Consider the following 19,133-nt stretch of genomic DNA (forward strand, 5'->3'; position numbering starts at 1 on the left):
GCAGGACAATACCTGAATAACCCCCACCGCCGAACGAAGTGGCGGTGGGGGTATAGTATCAACAAGCAGATGCGTCCAGTAGGACGCTAATCGGAGCAAATAGGTGAAATTCAGATTGTTCCATATGCTAAAGTTGAGTTAATTATAAGTAATACATTTATCTCCAATTAAGTCATATGCACATGGGTCTGCATAAATAATTTGATTTCCAAAATGAAATTCCACAAAGTCATGATTACTTACAAATAACTTATATTTCTTTGGAACTATATTTTTTAGTACTGTGCAAGTATTAATGCCATTAAATTTCACATAACCGACAGCTGGTTTTGCATTTCCTGCCAGGTGATTTACCTTTAAAGCGTAATTACAAATACTCGAACATAGTTTAGCGTATCCCACACAATTTGCTTGGTGCTCGTTAATGTTGTTTTTTTCGGTGAAGCTTAAATAAGAAGCAGCAGTATTGATGCTATAATTAAGAATAGCCATTTCGTCCATTCCTGATGTTTCCTTTTCTACTTTTTCCCTTAATTCCTTATTCAAGGTATAATCATTTATTCTATTTGTTTGTTTTACCAGGGTAAAACTAGAAGTAAATCCCACTAACAGTACCAGTAGAATAACTATTGCTAAAATTTTTGCTATATTTTTTTTCATAATAAGTATATTTTTTGAATTAATTATATAATCAGGCCTTTTTCCACGAGCGACCGCGGCCTCAAGCTAACCCATTACTGCAAAAGTTCCACAGCAAGATGGGTTTATCCTCGCTCATCACGATGTTCCTCACTCGGGCGCTGCCGTCGGTAGTGAGCGTAACGCACCCCTGGCATGCGACATCGTTTAGCGGTATGCTTGCGCGCCACTTGTTGTTGTTCACCCAGTAGGCGCCATGAATCATGAGGCCACGGCAATAGGCATTGCTGTTGCAACGGTCCAGCCCTTTAAGACGCATTGCCCGCGTCATGGTTGCGCCAGGTTCACGTGTCACCTCAAACTTGCCCAGCGATGAGCAATTACTGCCTATCTTGTTGCTGAATACCGGCTTCTCGGCTGTGCTTCCCATTCCCGGTCCATGCATGGCATGCGTCTTGTAGATGACACGCCCCTTTTCATAATCCCAGATGTAAAACCGAGGCTTGCCGCTGATAATGCCATAGTCGGTAAAGAAAGCATAACGCGTGTTCATATCATGAACCCGGGCATACTCATAAGCCAACTCGGCATGCTCTTGCAGCGATGCATTGTCCTCGACCGTGGGCTCTGTTGCATCATTACGACATTGCATGAAGGTAAAGATTGCTACTGCCATTGTTGCCAAAGCAACTGACGCTAGTGATAATAACTTAATTCCTGATTTCATATTAAACAAATTAAAAATTTCACACTGCAAATATACGGCATCATTACCTCGCACGCACAAAATGAAAGCGACCATTGTATGAACGGCCGCTTTCATTGTATCAATCCATCATTAATCACCCTACTTTCAAGAGTCTTTTTCGCTGAGTTCGAGCCAGCGGAGTTCTTTCTCATCGATGAGGTTTTTCACCTCCTCGTAGCGGCGGGCGTGGGTTGCAACGTCGTCTATGGTCTCGCCGCTGGCAAAGAGGGCATCGAGCTGGTCACGCTCGGCTGTGAGTTTCTCAAGGTCGGCAGTGAGCTGTTCCAGTTCGCGTTTCTCTTTGTAAGTGAGTTTGTTGCTGTTATCGCGGTTGTTCCACTGCTGCTTGGGCTGTGGTTTAGCTGCCGCTTTGGCCCTCTCCTGTTCGGCCTGTTGCTGGTCGTGGTATTCCTTCCACGCACGATACTCGCTGTAGTTGCCAGGGAAATCCTTGATGTGTCCCCCACCCTGGAACACCCATGTGTGGTCCACGGTGCGGTCCATGAAGAATCGGTCGTGAGAGACGACTATGACGCAACCCTTGAACTTGGCAAGGTAGTCCTCAAGGATGCCCAGCGTGGTGATGTCAAGGTCGTTGGTTGGCTCATCGAGGATAAGGAAATTGGGTTTACGCATGAGCACAGTTGCCAGATAGAGCCGGCGGCGCTCACCACCGCTCAACTTCGCAATGGGCTTCTGCTGGTCGCGGGCGGTGAAGAGAAACAGGTTGAGGAACTGCGACGCGGTGTAGTGGTTCTTCTCGTCGAAATAGACAACCTCGGCTATGTCGCGCACCGCGTCAATGACCTTCTTGTCCTCGGCAAAAGCGATACCCTCCTGGCTGTAGTAACCGAAGCGCACTGTCTCGCCTATCTCAAACTCTCCGCTATCGGGAGCCAGCTGCCCAAGAAGCAGCTTGATAAACGTGGACTTGCCCACCCCGTTATCGCCCACAATGCCTAGTTTCTCATAGCGAGCGAAGGTGTATTCAAGGCCATCAAGTATCACCTTGTCGCCAAATCGCTTGCTCACCGAGTGGGCGGTGAATATCTTGTTGCCTATATAGGTTGAATTGACATTAAGTTCCACCTCACGGTCGTCGCGGCGCACACGAGCGCGGTCTTGCAGGTCGTAGAAAGCATCGATGCGGTACTGTGCCTTGTGAGCACGAGCCTGGGGCTGGCGACGCATCCAGTCAAGCTCGGTGCGCAGCAGGTTGCGAGCCTTCTCCACCTGCGCAGCTTGTGTCTCAAGACGCTCGGCACGCTTCTCCAGGTAGTAGTTGTAGTTGCCGTCGTAGGTGTAGATCTGCTGGTCGTCCATCTCAATGATGCGGTTGCAGATGTTGTCGAGGAAATAACGGTCGTGCGTCACCATGAGCAATGCCATGGTGCTGCGTCGCAGGTATTTCTCGAGCCACTCTATCATGTCGATGTCAAGGTGGTTAGTGGGCTCGTCGAGGATGAGCAGCTGCGGCTCGCTGATGAGCACCTGCGCCAGTGCCACACGCTTGATCTGACCGCCCGACAGCGTGCTCACCGACTGGGTGAAATCGTCAATCTTGAGCATAGACAGAATCTGCTTGAAGCGATCCTCATAGTCCCATGCGCCGGCATTGTCCATGGCTTGGATAGCAGCCGTCATAGCATCGGCATCGCCGCCGTTCAGGGCCGCCTCATAGTCGCGCACGGCTTGCGACATCTTGTCCTCGCCATGCAGGCAAGCCTCGATGACAGTCTTGGCACCGTCGAAGGTTGGAGTCTGCGGCAGATAGCCCACACGCAGGTTATTGCGGAAGGTTATCGTACCCGAGTCTTGGGTATCAACGCCAGCAATGATGCCGAGAAGCGTAGATTTGCCCGTACCATTCTTGGCGATAAGGCCTATCTTCTCACCCTCATCCACTCCGAGCGAAATATTCTCAAAGAGCACATCAGCTCCAAACGACTTGGTCAAATTCTCAACTTGCAGGTAAACAGCCATCTTTTCTAAAAGTGTAAAAGTTTAAAAGTTTAAAAGTGTAAAAGTTTAAAGGTTTAACTTATTATCAAGGGATCGTTTAAGTAATGATAGCAATGCAGCCACGTGATTAAACTTTGGCCTCATTTCTGCCATGTCATTTTCTGTGATATAACCAAGGTCTTGTGCGGTTTGGAGCTGGCAAAAGGATTCAGTCAAACTACCAAAAGCAATTTCTATAAAATGTATTTTTTCTTTTATTGAATTTCTTCCTGTTCCTTCTGCTATATTACTAGTTATAGAAATGGCAGAACGTCTTATTTGAGAACCCAAAGCATATCGTTCTTCAATGGGAAATTTATTTTGAAGATGATATATATCACGCACAAGTATTCTGGCATGCTGGTACACATCAAGTTTTTCAAAGGCAAACTGTCGTTCTTGTTCCATATATAAGTAACTAAATTAAAATTTTAAACCTTTAAACCTTTAAACCTTTAAACTTTTACAGAAATCTTGTATACCGTTCCTTCGATTAATGAGCAATAAATATTTCCTTGGGCATCCACATCGAAGCCGTTGACTTCGCTCGAACCCATGTGGTAAGACACCTCGACCTTATGAGTAGCTGCGTTGATCACAGCAAGCAGGCCGTGGCGTGAACCCGCATAGATATAACCGTCCTTCTCAATGACGATGCACGGTGCATGCTCATAGCCCATGCCCATGTCAACCTTCCACAGCAGCTCATATTTATCGCCCTCGAGGCTCATTGCCACAAGTTCGCCGTCCATAGTCTTGGCGTAGGCAACCTTGCCGTCCTCGCTCATGCCCAGGCTCTCACGCACCTTGTTCTCATTCTTCTCGCGCCATATCTGCTTGCCAGTGTTGCGGTCAAGGGCAGTAGATACACGGTCAGGGGCCACGATCATCACCTTGTCGCTGTTCACGGCAGGAACCACGTTGCCCGGGCTGAGCAGGTTGGCACTGTTGCCATTGTTCCACGACCATTTGAGCTTGCCGTCCTTGCGGTTAAGAACACGCAGATTAGTGTCCCAGGCGCCGAAAATTACATCGTTGCCGTCCACCACAGGAGCAGCCTGGCAATAGTTGTTCAGGTCATTATTGCTCCACACGAGGCGATGCTTGTTCACGTCCCATGCCTGGAAAGTCTTGTAACCACCCTGGTACAAGATGCCACCCGCAATCACGCCATCGGCCACGTAGGGGCCATCGGCATCGTGAACCCACACTTCCTTGCCCGTCTTCTTGTCAAGCCACACGAGACGGCGGTCGGCAGTGGGAAGGACAACATATTTCTTATCCACAGCAGGACGCGCAAAGAGCATTGCGCCAGTCTTATACTCCCACTTGACCTCTGCGGTGTTCTTGTCGATAGCCTTGCAGTAGCCTAGCGAGTTGCCAAAGTAGATGTTCTTGTCATCAAGGCCCAAGCGGGTGAAGATAGTAGCATTGTCGGCAAACACCTTTTCCACCTTGAACTTGCTGTCAACCATGTCGATCACCTCCACAGGCTTGCGGTCAAAGAACTTAGTGTTAGTCTTGTAGGCAAACTGAATCTCCGGAGCTGCGCCTATGCGCTTATTATAGACGTGGATCCACTCATTGGCGAGATTGACGTCAAGGATAGTGTAGCCATAGTCGCCCTTGCCCATGTCCAGAGCGCGCACCATCACGCCATTGATGCCCTGCGTCTCATAGAGACGCCAGCGGTGGTAGTGACCGCACTGATGGGTAATCACCGGATATTTCTTGAGAATATCCACATAGTCCTGATAGTTGTCAAGGTCATCAAGAATAGGATAATGATTGATGCTCAACACCTTCGTGCCAGGTTTCACGCGTTCAGCGAGAGTCTTGTCCAGCCAGATGAGATCTTCCTGCTTGATGTGGCCGTCACCCATCTTCATGAACGGGCCACAGTTCATACCTATGACCAGAAGGTCGCCCATCTCAAACACAAAACGATCCTGACCCCACAGGTCATTGAAAGTCTTGCAAGCGCTCTGGCTCCAAGTGCTCTCATGGTTGCCGGGGATGATATAGAAAGGTTTAGTGATCTTGTCGAGAATTGACTTCACGTTGCGCAGCTGCTCATCGCTGCCCTCATTAGTGAGGTCACCAGTCATGAGACACACATCGGCATCGCTAGCGTTAATCTCGTCCACAGCCTTCACCAGTTGAGCCTCATTAGCATTGCCCGGTGTAACATGGATATCACTCAAAATGGCAAACTTCTGAGCCCGCGCACCCACGACAGCAACCACCATCACAAGCGCAATAAAAAGAATTCGTTTCATACCTTTAGTCATTGTTTATGTTTTCTTCCTACAAAAGTACTTAATATTTACGGAATATCTAAACCCAAAGAGATTAAAAGAATTTAAAAAGTGAAATTATTACCGCAAAAAGAAAAAAAACTTCCTCCACCTCCCTCAATCCGTCCCCAATAAACTTGCCCCAACAAAAAAAAAATCTTATATTTGCACAATCAATGAGATATAAAAAATCCCACGACTGCATCGCGGGATTAAGATTTCTCTTCGGCTTATAGCCTTGTTGTGAAAAGTCTTTCACTTTTGTATCTTGGCACAAAGGTACAAAATAATTTTGAATATACAAAAAAACACATACTATGGCACAAAAAATTTTAGGATTTGATTTAGGAACTAGTTCCATTGGAACAGCATTGAGAAACCCCGACATTGAAGGTTCATTTATTGACCAACTTGAACATTTCTCTTCAGATATCTTCAAGGCAGGTGCAAGCAAAGACAAGAGCGGTGCTCCAGTTTCTTTTGCTGCCGAACGTACAAAGCACGTACAAACCCGCCGTTTAAACGACACCAGGCGCCGCAGATTATGGGCTACACTAGAGGTGCTTGTTGAACATGACATGTGCCCATTATCACCCGAAGGACTGCATGCTTGGAAAACATATAATAAGGCTGAAGGACTATACCGCAGATATCCTCATGAAGAAGCATTTGAGCAATGGATACGACTTGATTTTAATAGAGACGGCATTAGTGATTATTCTAGCCCCTATCAATTGCGTGCCGAGTTAATGGAACGCCAGTTTGATTTTTCTCAAGAGATCGAACGCTTTCGTCTAGGACGTGCTCTTTACCACATTGCACAACGCAGAGGTTTCAAAAGCAGTAAAGGCGAAACCATAGCTGAGCAAGAAAAAGAAACAGCAAAGAAAGTAACAGAAATCGAAGCCATTGACATCAGCGCCGAGATGAAAAAATCGGAGACCAAGCTTTCAGGCATGATAACCGAATACATGTCTGAACATGGTCTCAAGACTGTAGGGCAAGCATTTGCTATGCTTGAGAAAACTGGAGAACGGTTAAGAAACAATCCCAAATACAAGGCAGTGCGCTCACAATACATGCAAGAGATTGAAGAAATTTTCAATTTTCAGCAAGGTCTTGACGAGAAAGGCGAACTTCACGAGCGCATCATGAGCACTAAAAAAGGCATAGGAACTATTTTCTATAAAAATCCGCTCAAGTCCCAAAAAGGCAATGTGGGAAACTGCACACTTGAACCCAACAAACCGCGTTGTGCAGTCAGCCATCCCTCATTCGAGAAATTCAGGGCATGGTCATTGCTTAATAATATAAAGATAAAGACAAGTATTGACGGAGATTGGCAGGAACTTCCTCTAGATGCTAAGAAAAAGATATATGATGATTTCTTCACTTCACGTGTAAAAGCCGACTTCAAGTTTAAAGAATTAAGAGGCAAAATAGAATCTGTGATGGGAATGCGACTTGACAGTGATTCCAAGCGCCGTGTAATCAACTATAAGGACACACAATCTGTGTCAGGTTGCCCAGTCACAGCACGTCTCAAGAAACTTCTGGGCGATGATTGGGAGACTGTTGTGATCCAAGGCAACAAGACGCGCACCGCACATGGCAATAACCACGGACTGGAACAGCATCAGGTGACCTACACTGCACTTGACCTGTGGAACATTTGTTTTAATACCGACGACTCAGAGGAACTTGACGAGTTTGCCGACAAGCGACTGCACTGGGACGATGACAAGAAGTCTCAGTTAAAACGCCTGTGGGCCAGCATGTCCCAAGGCTATGCCATGTTAAGTCTTAAGGCCATAAACAACATTAATCGCATGCTTGAACAAGGGATTCTATATCCCGATGCGGTAATGCTGGCCAAAGTACCCGAAATTGCAGGTATACCCAGCAACAACATCGTGCCGATTCTCAAACAATACAACGAAATGAAGCCCATAGTGCGCAGGGAACGGGTCATCACATCCATTGCCAATAGCCTTATAGCAACATACAAAAGCTTGACCTATGAGGAAAAATTTGCACACAAGGACTCCAAGTATACCCTTCAGGACAGCGACTACCACGACATTGAGAACCACGTCATTGATATCGTGGGCAGCAACACATGGGCCAACATGGATGCCAATGAACAAACCGACATTCTAGACAAAGTGGCACAGTTGTACCAACAATTTTTCTCAAGCGACAAACGCGACTATTATAAGATGCCCAAAATCGAGACTGCACTCAAGGAAGCATTAGCAATTGCTTTTCCACAGGTAGAGCCTTCAAAATGGGACAAACTTTACCACCACTCGCAAATCACTCCTTATCAGCCTGTCAAGAACATGAGCGCAGAACGCAGCGAGTGGAGACTGGGCAGTCCCAACCTTGGTTCTATCAAGAACCCTGTTGCATTGCGAGTCCTTAATGTGCTCAAACGAAAAGTAAACGCCATGCTTGACGCGGGAATGATTACGCCTGATGACACCCGCATTGTAGTTGAAACAACCCGCATGCTCAATGACACCAACATGCGATGGGCTATCGAACAATACCAACGCATCCGCGAAGAAGAAAACAAGGAAATAAAAAAGCGTCTTGAAGAAATGTTCCCTAAGCGCAGCATTAGCGATAGTGACATTGACATGGCACGCTATGGACTGGAACAAACCGATAACGAGTTGTTAGAGTTCAATAGTAAGCATGGTTTTAGCAAACTTGTGAAGAAATACAAGTTGTGGATGGAACAGGGCTTCACATGCTTTTATACAGGAAAGCCTATTTCATTCTCCGCATTGTTCAACGAGGGCGAAGTAGACATCGAGCACACCATTCCACGTAGTAAGTCGTTTGACAACTCCGATGCCAACCTCACCCTGTGTGACGCTCACTACAACCGCGCCATCAAGAAGAACAGGATTCCGACCGAACTTCCCAACTATGACAAACAGGAGAGAATCAATGGTGTTGACTACCCTGCTATCAAACCCAACCTTGCAAAGTGGGAAGAAAAAGTGGAACAACTGAAAACCAATGTGGAATTCTGGAAATCGCAGTCGCGCAAAGCACAAACCAAGGATCGCAAAGACCAGTGCATACGTCAACGCCACCTGTGGCAAATGGAACTGGACTACTGGCGTAACAAACTTGAACGTTTTACAACCACCGAAATCAAACAGGGTTTCCGCAATAGCCAACTTGTGGATACAGGTGTGATTGCGCGCCATGCAGTCATGTATCTCAAATCAGTATTTACTAATGTCGAGGTACAAAAGGGAACAGTTACCGCTAGCTTCCGCAAGATGCTTGGCATCCAGAGCATGGATACTAAGAAAGAACGAGACCTGCACTCACATCATGCCATAGATGCGGCCACTCTCACTGCCATTCCTGTTGCCGCAAAGCGTGACCGCATGCTTGAACTATATTTCAAACTGTGTGAAGCACGTGAAGGTGGTCATGACTACAGTTTAGAACAGCGGGCATTAGAACAAGAACGCCGTGGTTGCCACCTTGACGGAGACATTGCTGCAGTGGTCAAACATATTGAGGAAAACATACTCGTGAACCACCACAGCAAAGACCGCACCCTCACTTCCAGCCGTCGTAGGGCCCGCGTGAGAGGTAAAGTGGTGACAGTCACCGACAGCAACGGCAACAAGAAAGAAATGTGGAAAGCCGGAGATAGCTTTAGAGGCAGGTTACATGAAGACACCTATCTGGGCGCAATAAAACGTCCTGTCCAAACTAGTGACAATATAGATGGAAAGCCAATAGTTAAGGATGGCAAATTCCTCTATGACGACACCATAAGTATAGTCACTAGAGTGGAACTCTCTAAATTCTCAAAACTTGATGAACTGATTGCCATCGTTGACCATAGGTTAAGGATGCACATTCATAAAACCGTTGAAGCTCGTATTGCTCAAGGGATGTCATTCGCTGAGGCTATTGCTAAAGATATATGGATGGTTGATAAACATGGAAACGAAGTAAAGAAAGACAAAAACGGACGGACTTTGCGGCCTTTGCGACACGTTCGATGCCGATTCAAAGTTGGCCGAGGTTTCTTCACTTTTAATAGTGCCCTTGATGTGAGACAACATACATATCAATCTTCAAAACAGTTGGTTAATCTTAATGACCGCAGTTACAAGACCCGACTTTATGCTAAAAACAACTCGAATTACCTGTTCCTCCTTTATGAAGGTATAAAGAAAGGAAAACTCGTACGCCGAAGCCGCATTATTAATCTCTTTGAAGTTGCCTTACTTCAAAAACAGGGAGTTACTAATGACTCACTTGAGTACACTTTGTACAACACGCCCGAATATGCGGTAATTGAGAGCAAAGGGGTTATTTATAATTTGACAGCAATTATCAAAGAAGGAACTCGTATTATACTGTGGGACGAAACCCCCGATGAAATTAAAGACTTAAAGAGGGAGGAACTTTCACAACGATTATATGTGGTTGATAATTTTAATAACACAGGTTCTGATCATATCTATTTAAGCAAGCATCTTAATGCCACAAACAAAAGTGACATGAGTTTAGTTGCAGACAAAATAAATGCTTTAATTGAACATCGTGATTTTAATATCAATAAATTGGGTGAAATAGAATTAAATGATTAAACGCACTCTTTACTTTGGCAACCCGGCCTACTTGAGTATGCGCAACGGGCAGTTGCTACTGCGGCTGCCCGAAGTGGAAACTAGCGACTCTTTTACCGAAAAATTCAAGAAAGAGGCCGTGCGCACCTTCCCCATCGAGGACCTGGGAGTGGTGGTGCTCGACGACAAGCGCATCACCATCACCCACGGAGCTCTGGAACGACTCATGGAAAACAACGTGGCGGTGATAACATGCGACAGTACACACATGCCCACAGGACTGCTCATGCCCCTCAACGGGCACTCACTGCAGAGCGAGCGGTTCCGCGACCAGATTGACTGCTCCCGCCCCCTGCAAAAACAACTGTGGCAACAAACCGTGCAAGCCAAGATTGCCAACCAGGCTGCGGCACTCAAGCAATGCGAACCACAATGCGAAATCGGCAACATGCTCGCATGGGCATCACAGGTGCGAAGCGACGATGCCGAAAACCTCGAGGGACGAGCCGCCGCCTACTACTGGCGCAACTTCTTCCCCGAGTGCCCGGGATTCGTGAGGCACCGAGAGTTAGACGGCCCCAACGAGCTGTTAAACTACGGCTATGCGCTGGTACGTGCCGTGGTGGCACGCAGTCTCGTGGGAGCAGGACTGCTGCCCACCCTAGGCATACACCATCACAACCGTTACAACGCCTATTGCCTGGCCGACGACATCATGGAACCTTACCGCCCCGTGGTTGACATCGCCGTTAAGCGGCTCGTGCGCCAGCACGGCGCCGACTGCGGCATCACCATTGAGACTAAACAGGCATTGCTGTCACTCCCCACTACCGAAGTCACCATCGCAGGCCACCGCAGCCCGCTCATGGTGGCTGTAGAGACTACCACTGCGTCACTGCGCAAGTGCTATGCCGGCGAAGCACGCAAGATCATCTATCCCGAAATGTAAAATGGATCGTTTCAGCGAATATCGAGTTATGTGGGTAATGGTATTCTTTGACTTGCCTACCGAGACCAAGCAAGAGCGCAAAATCGCGGCAAAGTTTCGCAAGGACATAATGGGCGACGGGTTCACCATGTTCCAGTTCTCTATCTACATCCGGCACTGCGCTAGTGCCGAGAATGCACGCGTTCACGTGAACCGCGTGAAAAACTACCTGCCAGCATCAGGAAAAGTAGGGATTCTATGCGTTACCGACAAGCAATTCGGCTCCATGGAACTTTTTTTTGGCAAAAAAGAGAAACCACCCGAATACGGAGGAATGCAACTCGAGCTATTTTAAAAACAAGAAACCTTCCTTACATCGGGAAGGTTTCTTGTTTTACGCAATACTTTTTAATTTCTAATTATCACTATATCTTATTGTATATCAATACAATATACACATCGAGCTGTATTGCGACTACAAAGATACAAAATTTGAAAGCAATTCACAACCGTTAGCTGCTGCCTGCGTTTCGTAGGCTTGCTGTATTGCGACTACAAAGATACAAAATTTGAAAGCAATTCACAACTTAAACGACAGAATTATGAGATACGAATTTGCTGTATTGCGACTACAAAGATACAAAATTTGAAAGCAATTCACAACGATATTTGGCAAATAGTCAAATAATTACCGGCTGTATTGCGACTACAAAGATACAAAATTTGAAAGCAATTCACAACTGGTGATTATTAAGTATCGTGATACTTCTGCTGTATTGCGACTACAAAGATACAAAATTTGAAAGCAATTCACAACATATCGTAAGGATTACTTTACCTCTGCGTGCTGTATTGCGACTACAAAGATACAAAATTTGAAAGCAATTCACAACAGCTAACATGGAGCTAGCCAAGTATCAGAAGCTGTATTGCGACTACAAAGATACAAAATTTGAAAGCAATTCACAACCAGTTAAATGTTTACAAAAACAAACGAAAAGCTGTATTGCGACTACAAAGATACAAAATTTGAAAGCAATTCACAACACCATTCTAACATCATAAACTTTTTTCACTGCTGTATTGCGACTACAAAGATACAAAATTTGAAAGCAATTCACAACTTTGCGTGATTTGGCTGTTTTTGATGCTCGGCTGTATTGCGACTACAAAGATACAAAATTTGAAAGCAATTCACAACCAGCAATGGATTTTTAGACTTCAGCAAGAGGCTGTATTGCGACTACAAAGATACAAAATTTGAAAGCAATTCACAACCTTTGACTTATCACATACCTCGCTTTTTTCGCTGTATTGCGACTACAAAGATACAAAATTTGAAAGCAATTCACAACTCGCATCGACCGGGATGAAATGGGCGTGCAGCTGTATTGCGACTACAAAGATACAAAATTTGAAAGCAATTCACAACTTAAAATTAAATAGTTAAAAAAATGTGTAAGCTGTATTGCGACTACAAAGATACAAAATTTGAAAGCAATTCACAACTCACGGTTACTTATTTGTCCCATGTGGCAAGCTGTATTGCGACTACAAAGATACAAAATTTGAAAGCAATTCACAACATTTATTGAGATTAATTCTCAGTTTGGTAAGCTGTATTGCGACTACAAAGATACAAAATTTGAAAGCAATTCACAACAACAACACGTTTTCAATTTGGCAAGTTGCAGCTGTATTGCGACTACAAAGATACAAAATTTGAAAGCAATTCACAACTGATGTATTTAACAGTGGTTATGACGTTGAGCTGTATTGCGACTACAAAGATACAAAATTTGAAAGCAATTCACAACAAGAAAATATGATAGGTGCGATAATAGGCGCTGTATTGCGACTACAAAGATACAAAATTTGAAAGCAATTCACAACGCGCTAGGGAACACGCTGAACAAATGAGACGCTGTATTGCGACTACAAAGATACAAAATTTGAAAGCAATTCACAACAGCTGTTCCTCGCTGAGTGCCTCGCGGTCTGCTGTATTGCGACTACAAAGATACAAAATTTGAAAGCAATTCACAACAGGTAATCTTCACCGCTTTCAAGCACATCGGCTGTATTGCGACTACAAAGATACAAAATTTGAAAGCAATTCACAACCGTGGGCGCGTATCTTCAAATGTTTGTCAGCTGTATTGCGACTACAAAGATACAAAATTTGAAAGCAATTCACAACCAAAAAGAATTGCTAAATACCAATAATTCAGCTGTATTGCGACTACAAAGATACAAAATTTGAAAGCAATTCACAACTAATAGTCCATTAATTGACCTAGGCGTAATGCTGTATTGCGACTACAAAGATACAAAATTTGAAAGCAATTCACAACATGTCCTTGCCCAGGGCGGCGGCAACTTTGCTGTATTGCGACTACAAAGATACAAAATTTGAAAGCAATTCACAACAGTAAGTTATGAGGTAGCCAAGGCACTCAAGCTGTATTGCGACTACAAAGATACAAAATTTGAAAGCAATTCACAACTAACGCAAACAGGATAGGACCTGTTAACATGCTGTATTGCGACTACAAAGATACAAAATTTGAAAGCAATTCACAACCCAAAACAGATACAAGTATCAAATCGTATTGCTGTATTGCGACTACAAAGATACAAAATTTGAAAGCAATTCACAACAAGTTTATGCGTGAGATGTATGAAAAGCAAGCTGTATTGCGACTACAAAGATACAAAATTTGAAAGCAATTCACAACTATAAAGATCTTGCGAAAGATGCCTTATTAGCTGTATTGCGACTACAAAGATACAAAATTTGAAAGCAATTCACAACGAAACACAACAGAATCAGATTAACAGAATGCTGTATTGCGACTACAAAGATACAAAATTTGAAAGCAATTCACAACTATCAAAGAGATTTTTTCCCTCCGTTATCGGCTGTATTGCGACTACAAAGATACAAAATTTGAAAGCAATTCACAACGACTGATTTCATCGGTACCAAACAGCGTGAGCTGTATTGCGACTACAAAGATACAAAATTTGAAAGCAATTCACAACTATCACTTTTACACAGAGTGACGAAAATATGCTGTATTGCGACTACAAAGATACAAAATTTGAAAGCAATTCACAACCTGCCTCACTGACCACTGACAAGACATGGGGCTGTATTGCGACTACAAAGATACTTGGTCAGTACACAAACACTCGCATAGTTGGGGCTGTGCGGGTTTTAGCGGGGAGGATGTCGAGACCGGTGATTGTGGTCTTCTCGCCTAGGTCGATGACGATGAGGTGAGGAGCTGTGGCACCGGGCTCTACCGTCCACCAGGTGCTCTCTTGCAGGTCGAACGCCTTGTCGAGGGTGTGGTTGCCGCTCAATAGTTCGCTGTCGGCATAGTATGCGACCCAGTTCTCGCGCGGCAGGCGATGGTTGTCGCCGCCCAGCAGATAGAGCTCGGACAGCGCTGCCTCGTCACTGCCGGTGAACTCTATCGCAAGATATCGTCCTGTGACGGGTGTCATGAAACCAAACCTCTGCCAGTCGTGCCCTTCAAGATTGATAGAGCGCACGGGCGTTGCCGAGTTGAGGTCGGGACGGTTGCCGGGCAGGTTGTGACGGGGGCTCTTGGGCAGTTGCAGCATGTCGAGTTCGGGCTTGTCCAGTCCCCACACGACGGCTTGCCTGGGGCCCTCCACGTCATAGATCATTATCTCGTTCTCGCCCTTGCGCAGCCAGCAGCCGGGCATGTAGAGCGTCTGCTGCGGACCGATGTTCCAGTAACGTCCCAGGGCATGGCCGTTGACATAGATCTGCCCTTTGCCCCAGTGCTGCAAGTTGAGGAACGTGTCGCCCACCTTGTTGAGCTTGAACTTGCCCACATAGAGACCTGCGCCTTCTTGCGGCAGAGTAGTCGTCTGGGGGCAAGTGGAGATATGGCCGTAGGCATCGGGGATAGTGGCTATTTCCCAGTTCTTGAGGTCGATGGTCACGTCGTTGCCTGCCATTTGGCACTGCACGGTGACGTTCTGGGTAATACCCTTGTAGTCCTTGATAGCACGGCCAAAGTTGATGCGGCCCATTGCCTCCACCACAAGGCGCAGGGTGTCGCCGCGGTTCACGAAGGGCAGTTCGATGCTGCGCTCGTTCATCACACGGTTGATGCTGCCCACCTTCTTGTGGTTGATATATACTTGCACGTAGTCGTGCGGCTCGTTGACGGTGAGTGTGGCACCCGGGCGCAGCATGGGCATCTGGGTCGAATAGATTGCTGTGCCCCACCCCATGTCCATATCCTCAAAGGTGATGATGTCATGGCTGGTGAACGTGGTGTCAACAAGGCCGTCGAGCGCCACGGCACGGGTGAGTTTTATCTCGGGGACGGTGATCGTGGGCATGGGAGCCTTGGGCACGTCGGGGAGCTTGGTGTCGCTGTACTTCTGCAAGGTGCTTCGCAACAGCCAGTATTTCTCGGTGGGCTGTCCCTGCTCGTTGATGGGCGCGTCGTAGTCATAGCTGGTGACGTCGGGGGCAAAGCCGGGACTGTTAGCACCTGCCCAGTGGCCGAACGATGTGCCGCCGTGGGTCATGTAGAGCGAGAAACTGATGCCGCGACGCAGCATCTGGTCGATGCCATCGACCATGTCGGCAGCCGGGCGGGTCTCGTGGCGGGCTCCCCACTTGTCGAACCATCCGCTCCAGAACTCCGAGCACATGAGCGGTGTATTGGGGCGCAACTGCTGCAACCGGGCAAACTGCTCGTCGATGTTGCTGCCGGTGCCGAAGTTCATGGTCCACACCAGGTCGTCGAGGCCGTTGAGGGTGAAATTGCTCGACCAGTCGCACTGGAACAGTGTGAGGTTGCGACCATATAAACTGCGTAAAGCATCGCGTATCTCACCCACGTACTCCTTGTCCTCGCCGTAAGAGCCATACTCGTTCTCGACCTGCATCATGATGATGGGGCCTCCGTTGGCAATAGTGAGCGGTGCCAATTGCTCGGCTACTTTGCCTTCAAACACACTGACGCGCTCCATGAAATATGGGTCGCGCTCGCGCAGGCGTATATCTTTCTTCTTTAGCAGCCACCAGGGCAGCCCGCCCATCTCCCACTCGGCACACACATAGGGGCCGGGACGCACGATGACATACATGCCATGCTTCTGCGCCAGGCGGCAGAACTCGGCTATGTCGTTGTTGCCGGTGAAGTCAAACTTTCCTTCCTCGGGCTCATGGATGTTCCAGAACACATACAGGCACAGCGTGTTCATGCCCAGCGCCTTGCACATCTTGATGCGGTGTTCCCAGTAGGGACGCGGGATGCGGGGATAGTGCACCTCGGCAGCCTTGATGACAAAAGGCTCGCCATTGAGAAGGAATGTCTTGTCGCCAGCAGTGAACGTGCCAGCTTGCATTGCGCTGCATGCGAGCATTATGGCTAATGCGGATAGGATAATTCTTTTTATCATTGTGTTATTGTTATTCGTTGGGTAAATATATTCTCACATCGTGGTTGCGGTCTTTCACGACCAGAGTGCCATCAACCACATCAAGCTCGGCAACCTGAATCACCGAGCGGCGCAGGGCGTAGGGAATGTTATCGTTCTCGTCGTGCGGAGCATTAGAGTGCTCGGTGCGCCCCGGATGGGTGAAGTAGAACACCCATGCGCGGTCACCGCACACCACCACGTCGCCATGTGCCCCCGAGGGGCCGTCGTCGCGGCGATTGCTGCGGGTGTCGAGTATGCGCTGCTCTTGCCGTGTCCACTGCGAGCAGTCGCTCGAATGATACACGCCCATTCCCTGCCACTCATCTACCACGAGCCAATAGGTTCCCTTGAAGCAGAACGCTTTGGCACCCTCGTGGGGTCGCTCGCTCACGGCGGCATCGTCGCAACCGCGCCAGTTGAAGAGGTCGCGGCTGTCGGCATAATAAGACTTACTGTCGTGCTTGAACCACATGCGCCATGTGCCATCGGGCATCCGCAGCAACGTGGGGTCGATGACACCGCCTTGTGGCAACTTGACGGGTCCCTCGAGGTGCCACTGCCACAGGTCGGGGCTTGTGTAATGGAGCAACTGCGAACCTCCGCCCCAGTGGTTGCGCACGCCCTCGATAAACACCACAAACATGTGGTAAGTGCCGTTGTGATAGACCACATCGGGCGCCCAGTAGGTATTGTGGCCAGGCTGCACATTGATGGCAGCAGTGCCACGATACACCCATGTGGCGCCGTTGTCGTCGCTCGACGCCATGCCTATGGCGTTGCCATAGCAATAGGCCACGTCGCACGTCTCGCTATTGGCACGGCGTTGGGTGTAGAACATGTACCACTTGTGGTCATTGCGGTTGTATATAACGCAAGGGTCGGCAGCGCCGTCGGTAACCGGGTCACGGAAAAGCGGAGCCGGTGCATTGCGGTCACCAGCCGCCAGCTGCATAGCAAAGCATGCAAGCAAGATTGCTGTTATTAATCTAGTCAGGTTTTTCATAGTTACAAAGGTAATAAAAATTGCGCTACCACTCAACCATATATAGTGATTTTTAGTGATGATTCCACGTTTTTTTGCTAAATTTGCAGTGATGAAAGTATATTTACACAACCACCCTCATGATGTGACCGCCCAGGAACTGGAACGTGACCTCGCTTTGCTGCCCGAGTGGCGTCGCAAGGCTGTGCTTGCCTATAAGTTCCACATCGACCGCGTGCTCAGCGCGAAGGCTTACTTGCTGCTAGCACAAGCCGTAGATGAAGTGTGGGGCATCACGGACGCACTGCAATTTGACCGGAGCGAGCACGGCAAGCCCTCGCTGCACGGCCACCCCGAGGTGCACTTCAACATGAGCCACTGCAAGCAAGGGGTGATGTGCGTGGTAGATGAGCATCCAGTGGGATGCGACATCGAGGGCATAGTGAAGGATGTGAAACTAGACTTGTGCCACTACTGCATGAGCGATGACGAAACCGACCGCATACTTGCTGCCAGCGACCCAAGGGTGGAATTTACCCGACTGTGGACCATGAAGGAGGCGGTGCTCAAACTCACCGGCGACGGCCTGAACAAGAGCATGAACGACGTGCTCACCAGCGACCTGATGACCGGCATCAACGTGCAGTGCACCGTAGATATGGAACATGGCTACTGCTACTCAATCGCCACCACAATCTCCCCCCGAGGCACAGTGGAAATCTAGTTTACCAGATTTTAGTGATTCATTATTCCGTACCTAAAGGCACGGAATTTACCTATCAACACTTTTTACAGCCATTTCGGCGTACCTATGGCACGCCTGCATGGCTGCCTACTATATCACATCCCTAGCGGGATGTTGCACCCTACTCTCCCAATCCATTATCAAATTTATCACCTTTATCACTCTTATCACTTTTATCACATTTACCAACTTTATCACTTTTATCAGATTTATCACTTTTATGGTTCTGCTGTTTTTGTGGACCAGCAGATTTTCCTAGTGGGTAAATGACGACGGAGTCGTCACATTGCATCGTAACCGGCGGTCGTAGACCGTCGGAACAACGGAGCATATAGCACCGACCTCGAAAGGGTCGCACTTTTATCAGATTTATCAACTTTATCACATTTTGGATCAGCGAATTTTTCCGGTTGGTGAAGCAAGAAATGGATGGAGAGAGTCGGTGAAACATCCCTCTTGGGATGTGATATTGTAGGCAGCCATGCAGGCGTGCCATGGGTACGCCGAAATGGCTGTAAAAAATAGATAATAATTGCCCGTGCCTTTAGGTACGGAATAATGAATCACTCAACTTTAGCATGTAAAACCATTTGAGCCTCACCTATTTGATCCGATTAGCGTCCTGCTGGACGCAGTGCGTGTTGCATTTCTTCCCCCACCGCCACTTCGTTCGGCGGTGGGGGTTATTTAGGTATTGTCCTG

12 protein-coding genes and 1 CRISPR repeat array are annotated in these 19,133 nt (G+C 47.4%); of the genes, 4 read left to right on the top strand and 8 right to left on the bottom strand.

Features of this window, described 5'->3' with window-relative positions; genetic code table 11:
* Window positions 1–138: 138 nt before the first annotated feature.
* The 5 genes from ACKI3C_RS08330 to ACKI3C_RS08350 form a co-directional block, all read right to left on the bottom strand.
* On the bottom strand, window positions 139–660 hold the full coding sequence (locus ACKI3C_RS08330) for a hypothetical protein (protein WP_407403949.1): 522 nt from the start codon (window positions 658–660) through the stop codon (window positions 139–141).
* A gap of 61 nt (window positions 661–721) precedes the next feature.
* A complete protein-coding gene (locus ACKI3C_RS08335; RefSeq protein WP_407403951.1) occupies window positions 722–1,315 on the bottom strand; it encodes a murein L,D-transpeptidase catalytic domain-containing protein in 594 nt (197 codons plus the stop codon).
* A gap of 177 nt (window positions 1,316–1,492) precedes the next feature.
* Window positions 1,493–3,370, bottom strand: a complete 1,878-nt coding sequence (locus ACKI3C_RS08340; RefSeq protein WP_407403953.1) for an ABC-F family ATP-binding cassette domain-containing protein — start codon at window positions 3,368–3,370, stop codon at window positions 1,493–1,495.
* A 45-nt stretch (window positions 3,371–3,415) separates the two neighbouring features.
* Entirely contained in the window at window positions 3,416–3,796 is a 381-nt protein-coding gene (locus tag ACKI3C_RS08345; protein ID WP_407403955.1) for a four helix bundle protein, read from the bottom strand.
* Window positions 3,797–3,843: 47 nt separating this feature from the next.
* Complete coding sequence (locus ACKI3C_RS08350; protein WP_407403957.1) at window positions 3,844–5,667, bottom strand: PQQ-binding-like beta-propeller repeat protein; 1,824 nt, start codon at window positions 5,665–5,667, stop codon at window positions 3,844–3,846.
* 335 nt (window positions 5,668–6,002) lie between these two features.
* On the opposite strand from ACKI3C_RS08350, the gene cas9 reads away from it, so the two are divergent.
* From cas9 to cas2, 3 genes are read left to right on the top strand one after another with little or no spacing between them, the layout of a single operon-like run.
* Window positions 6,003–10,319, top strand: coding sequence for a type II CRISPR RNA-guided endonuclease Cas9 (gene cas9, locus ACKI3C_RS08355; RefSeq protein WP_407403959.1), 4,317 nt, complete (start codon window positions 6,003–6,005; stop codon window positions 10,317–10,319).
* Window positions 10,312–11,247 (top strand): type II CRISPR-associated endonuclease Cas1, encoded by a 936-nt coding sequence (cas1, locus tag ACKI3C_RS08360; RefSeq protein WP_407403961.1) that lies wholly within the window; start codon window positions 10,312–10,314, stop codon window positions 11,245–11,247. Before cas9 ends, cas1 begins: the two co-directional genes overlap by 8 nt.
* A 1-nt stretch (window position 11,248) precedes the next feature.
* Entirely contained in the window at window positions 11,249–11,581 is a 333-nt protein-coding gene (gene cas2 / locus ACKI3C_RS08365) for a CRISPR-associated endonuclease Cas2 (RefSeq protein ID WP_407403963.1), read from the top strand.
* A gap of 108 nt (window positions 11,582–11,689) precedes the next feature.
* Window positions 11,690–14,348: a CRISPR direct-repeat array (repeat unit 47 nt; unit sequence GCTGTATTGCGACTACAAAGATACAAAATTTGAAAGCAATTCACAAC).
* Between the two features lie 58 nt (window positions 14,349–14,406).
* On the opposite strand, the gene ACKI3C_RS08370 is transcribed toward cas2, so the two are convergent.
* Window positions 14,407–16,683 carry a beta-galactosidase gene (locus ACKI3C_RS08370; protein WP_407403965.1) on the bottom strand — a complete coding sequence of 759 codons (2,277 nt, stop codon included), beginning with the start codon at window positions 16,681–16,683 and terminating at the stop codon, window positions 14,407–14,409.
* Between the two features lie 10 nt (window positions 16,684–16,693).
* Window positions 16,694–17,707, bottom strand: coding sequence for a glycosyl hydrolase (locus ACKI3C_RS08375; RefSeq protein WP_407403967.1), 1,014 nt, complete (start codon window positions 17,705–17,707; stop codon window positions 16,694–16,696).
* A gap of 91 nt (window positions 17,708–17,798) precedes the next feature.
* Between ACKI3C_RS08375 and ACKI3C_RS08380 the strand changes: the two genes are divergently transcribed.
* On the top strand, window positions 17,799–18,410 hold the full coding sequence (locus ACKI3C_RS08380) for a 4'-phosphopantetheinyl transferase family protein (protein WP_407403969.1): 612 nt from the start codon (window positions 17,799–17,801) through the stop codon (window positions 18,408–18,410).
* A 142-nt stretch (window positions 18,411–18,552) separates the two neighbouring features.
* Here the strand turns inward: ACKI3C_RS08380 and ACKI3C_RS08385 are convergent, their stop codons facing one another.
* A complete protein-coding gene (locus tag ACKI3C_RS08385; RefSeq protein ID WP_407403971.1) occupies window positions 18,553–18,723 on the bottom strand; it encodes a hypothetical protein in 171 nt (56 codons plus the stop codon).
* Between the last annotated feature and the right edge of the window lie 410 nt (window positions 18,724–19,133).

The sequence above is a fragment of the Sodaliphilus sp. genome, assembly GCF_045598405.1.
GTDB lineage: Bacteria > Bacteroidota > Bacteroidia > Bacteroidales > Muribaculaceae > Sodaliphilus > Sodaliphilus limicaballi.

Excerpts from the sequence above, each read along its gene's own strand:
- ACKI3C_RS08340 (WP_407403953.1), bottom strand. The coding sequence starts at position 3,370 with ATGGCTGTTTACCTGCAAGTTGAGAATTTGACCAAGTCGTTTGGAGCT.
- ACKI3C_RS08380 (WP_407403969.1), top strand. The coding sequence starts at position 17,799 with ATGAAAGTATATTTACACAACCACCCTCATGATGTGACCGCCCAGGAA.
- ACKI3C_RS08335 (WP_407403951.1), bottom strand. The coding sequence starts at position 1,315 with ATGGCAGTAGCAATCTTTACCTTCATGCAATGTCGTAATGATGCAACA.
- ACKI3C_RS08385 (WP_407403971.1), bottom strand. The coding sequence starts at position 18,723 with ATGCAATGTGACGACTCCGTCGTCATTTACCCACTAGGAAAATCTGCT.
- cas1 (WP_407403961.1), top strand. The coding sequence starts at position 10,312 with ATGATTAAACGCACTCTTTACTTTGGCAACCCGGCCTACTTGAGTATG.
- cas2 (WP_407403963.1), top strand. The coding sequence starts at position 11,249 with ATGGATCGTTTCAGCGAATATCGAGTTATGTGGGTAATGGTATTCTTT.
- cas9 (WP_407403959.1), top strand. The coding sequence starts at position 6,003 with ATGGCACAAAAAATTTTAGGATTTGATTTAGGAACTAGTTCCATTGGA.
- ACKI3C_RS08345 (WP_407403955.1), bottom strand. The coding sequence starts at position 3,796 with ATGGAACAAGAACGACAGTTTGCCTTTGAAAAACTTGATGTGTACCAG.
- ACKI3C_RS08370 (WP_407403965.1), bottom strand. The coding sequence starts at position 16,683 with ATGATAAAAAGAATTATCCTATCCGCATTAGCCATAATGCTCGCATGC.
- ACKI3C_RS08330 (WP_407403949.1), bottom strand. The coding sequence starts at position 660 with ATGAAAAAAAATATAGCAAAAATTTTAGCAATAGTTATTCTACTGGTA.
- ACKI3C_RS08350 (WP_407403957.1), bottom strand. The coding sequence starts at position 5,667 with ATGAAACGAATTCTTTTTATTGCGCTTGTGATGGTGGTTGCTGTCGTG.
- ACKI3C_RS08375 (WP_407403967.1), bottom strand. The coding sequence starts at position 17,707 with ATGAAAAACCTGACTAGATTAATAACAGCAATCTTGCTTGCATGCTTT.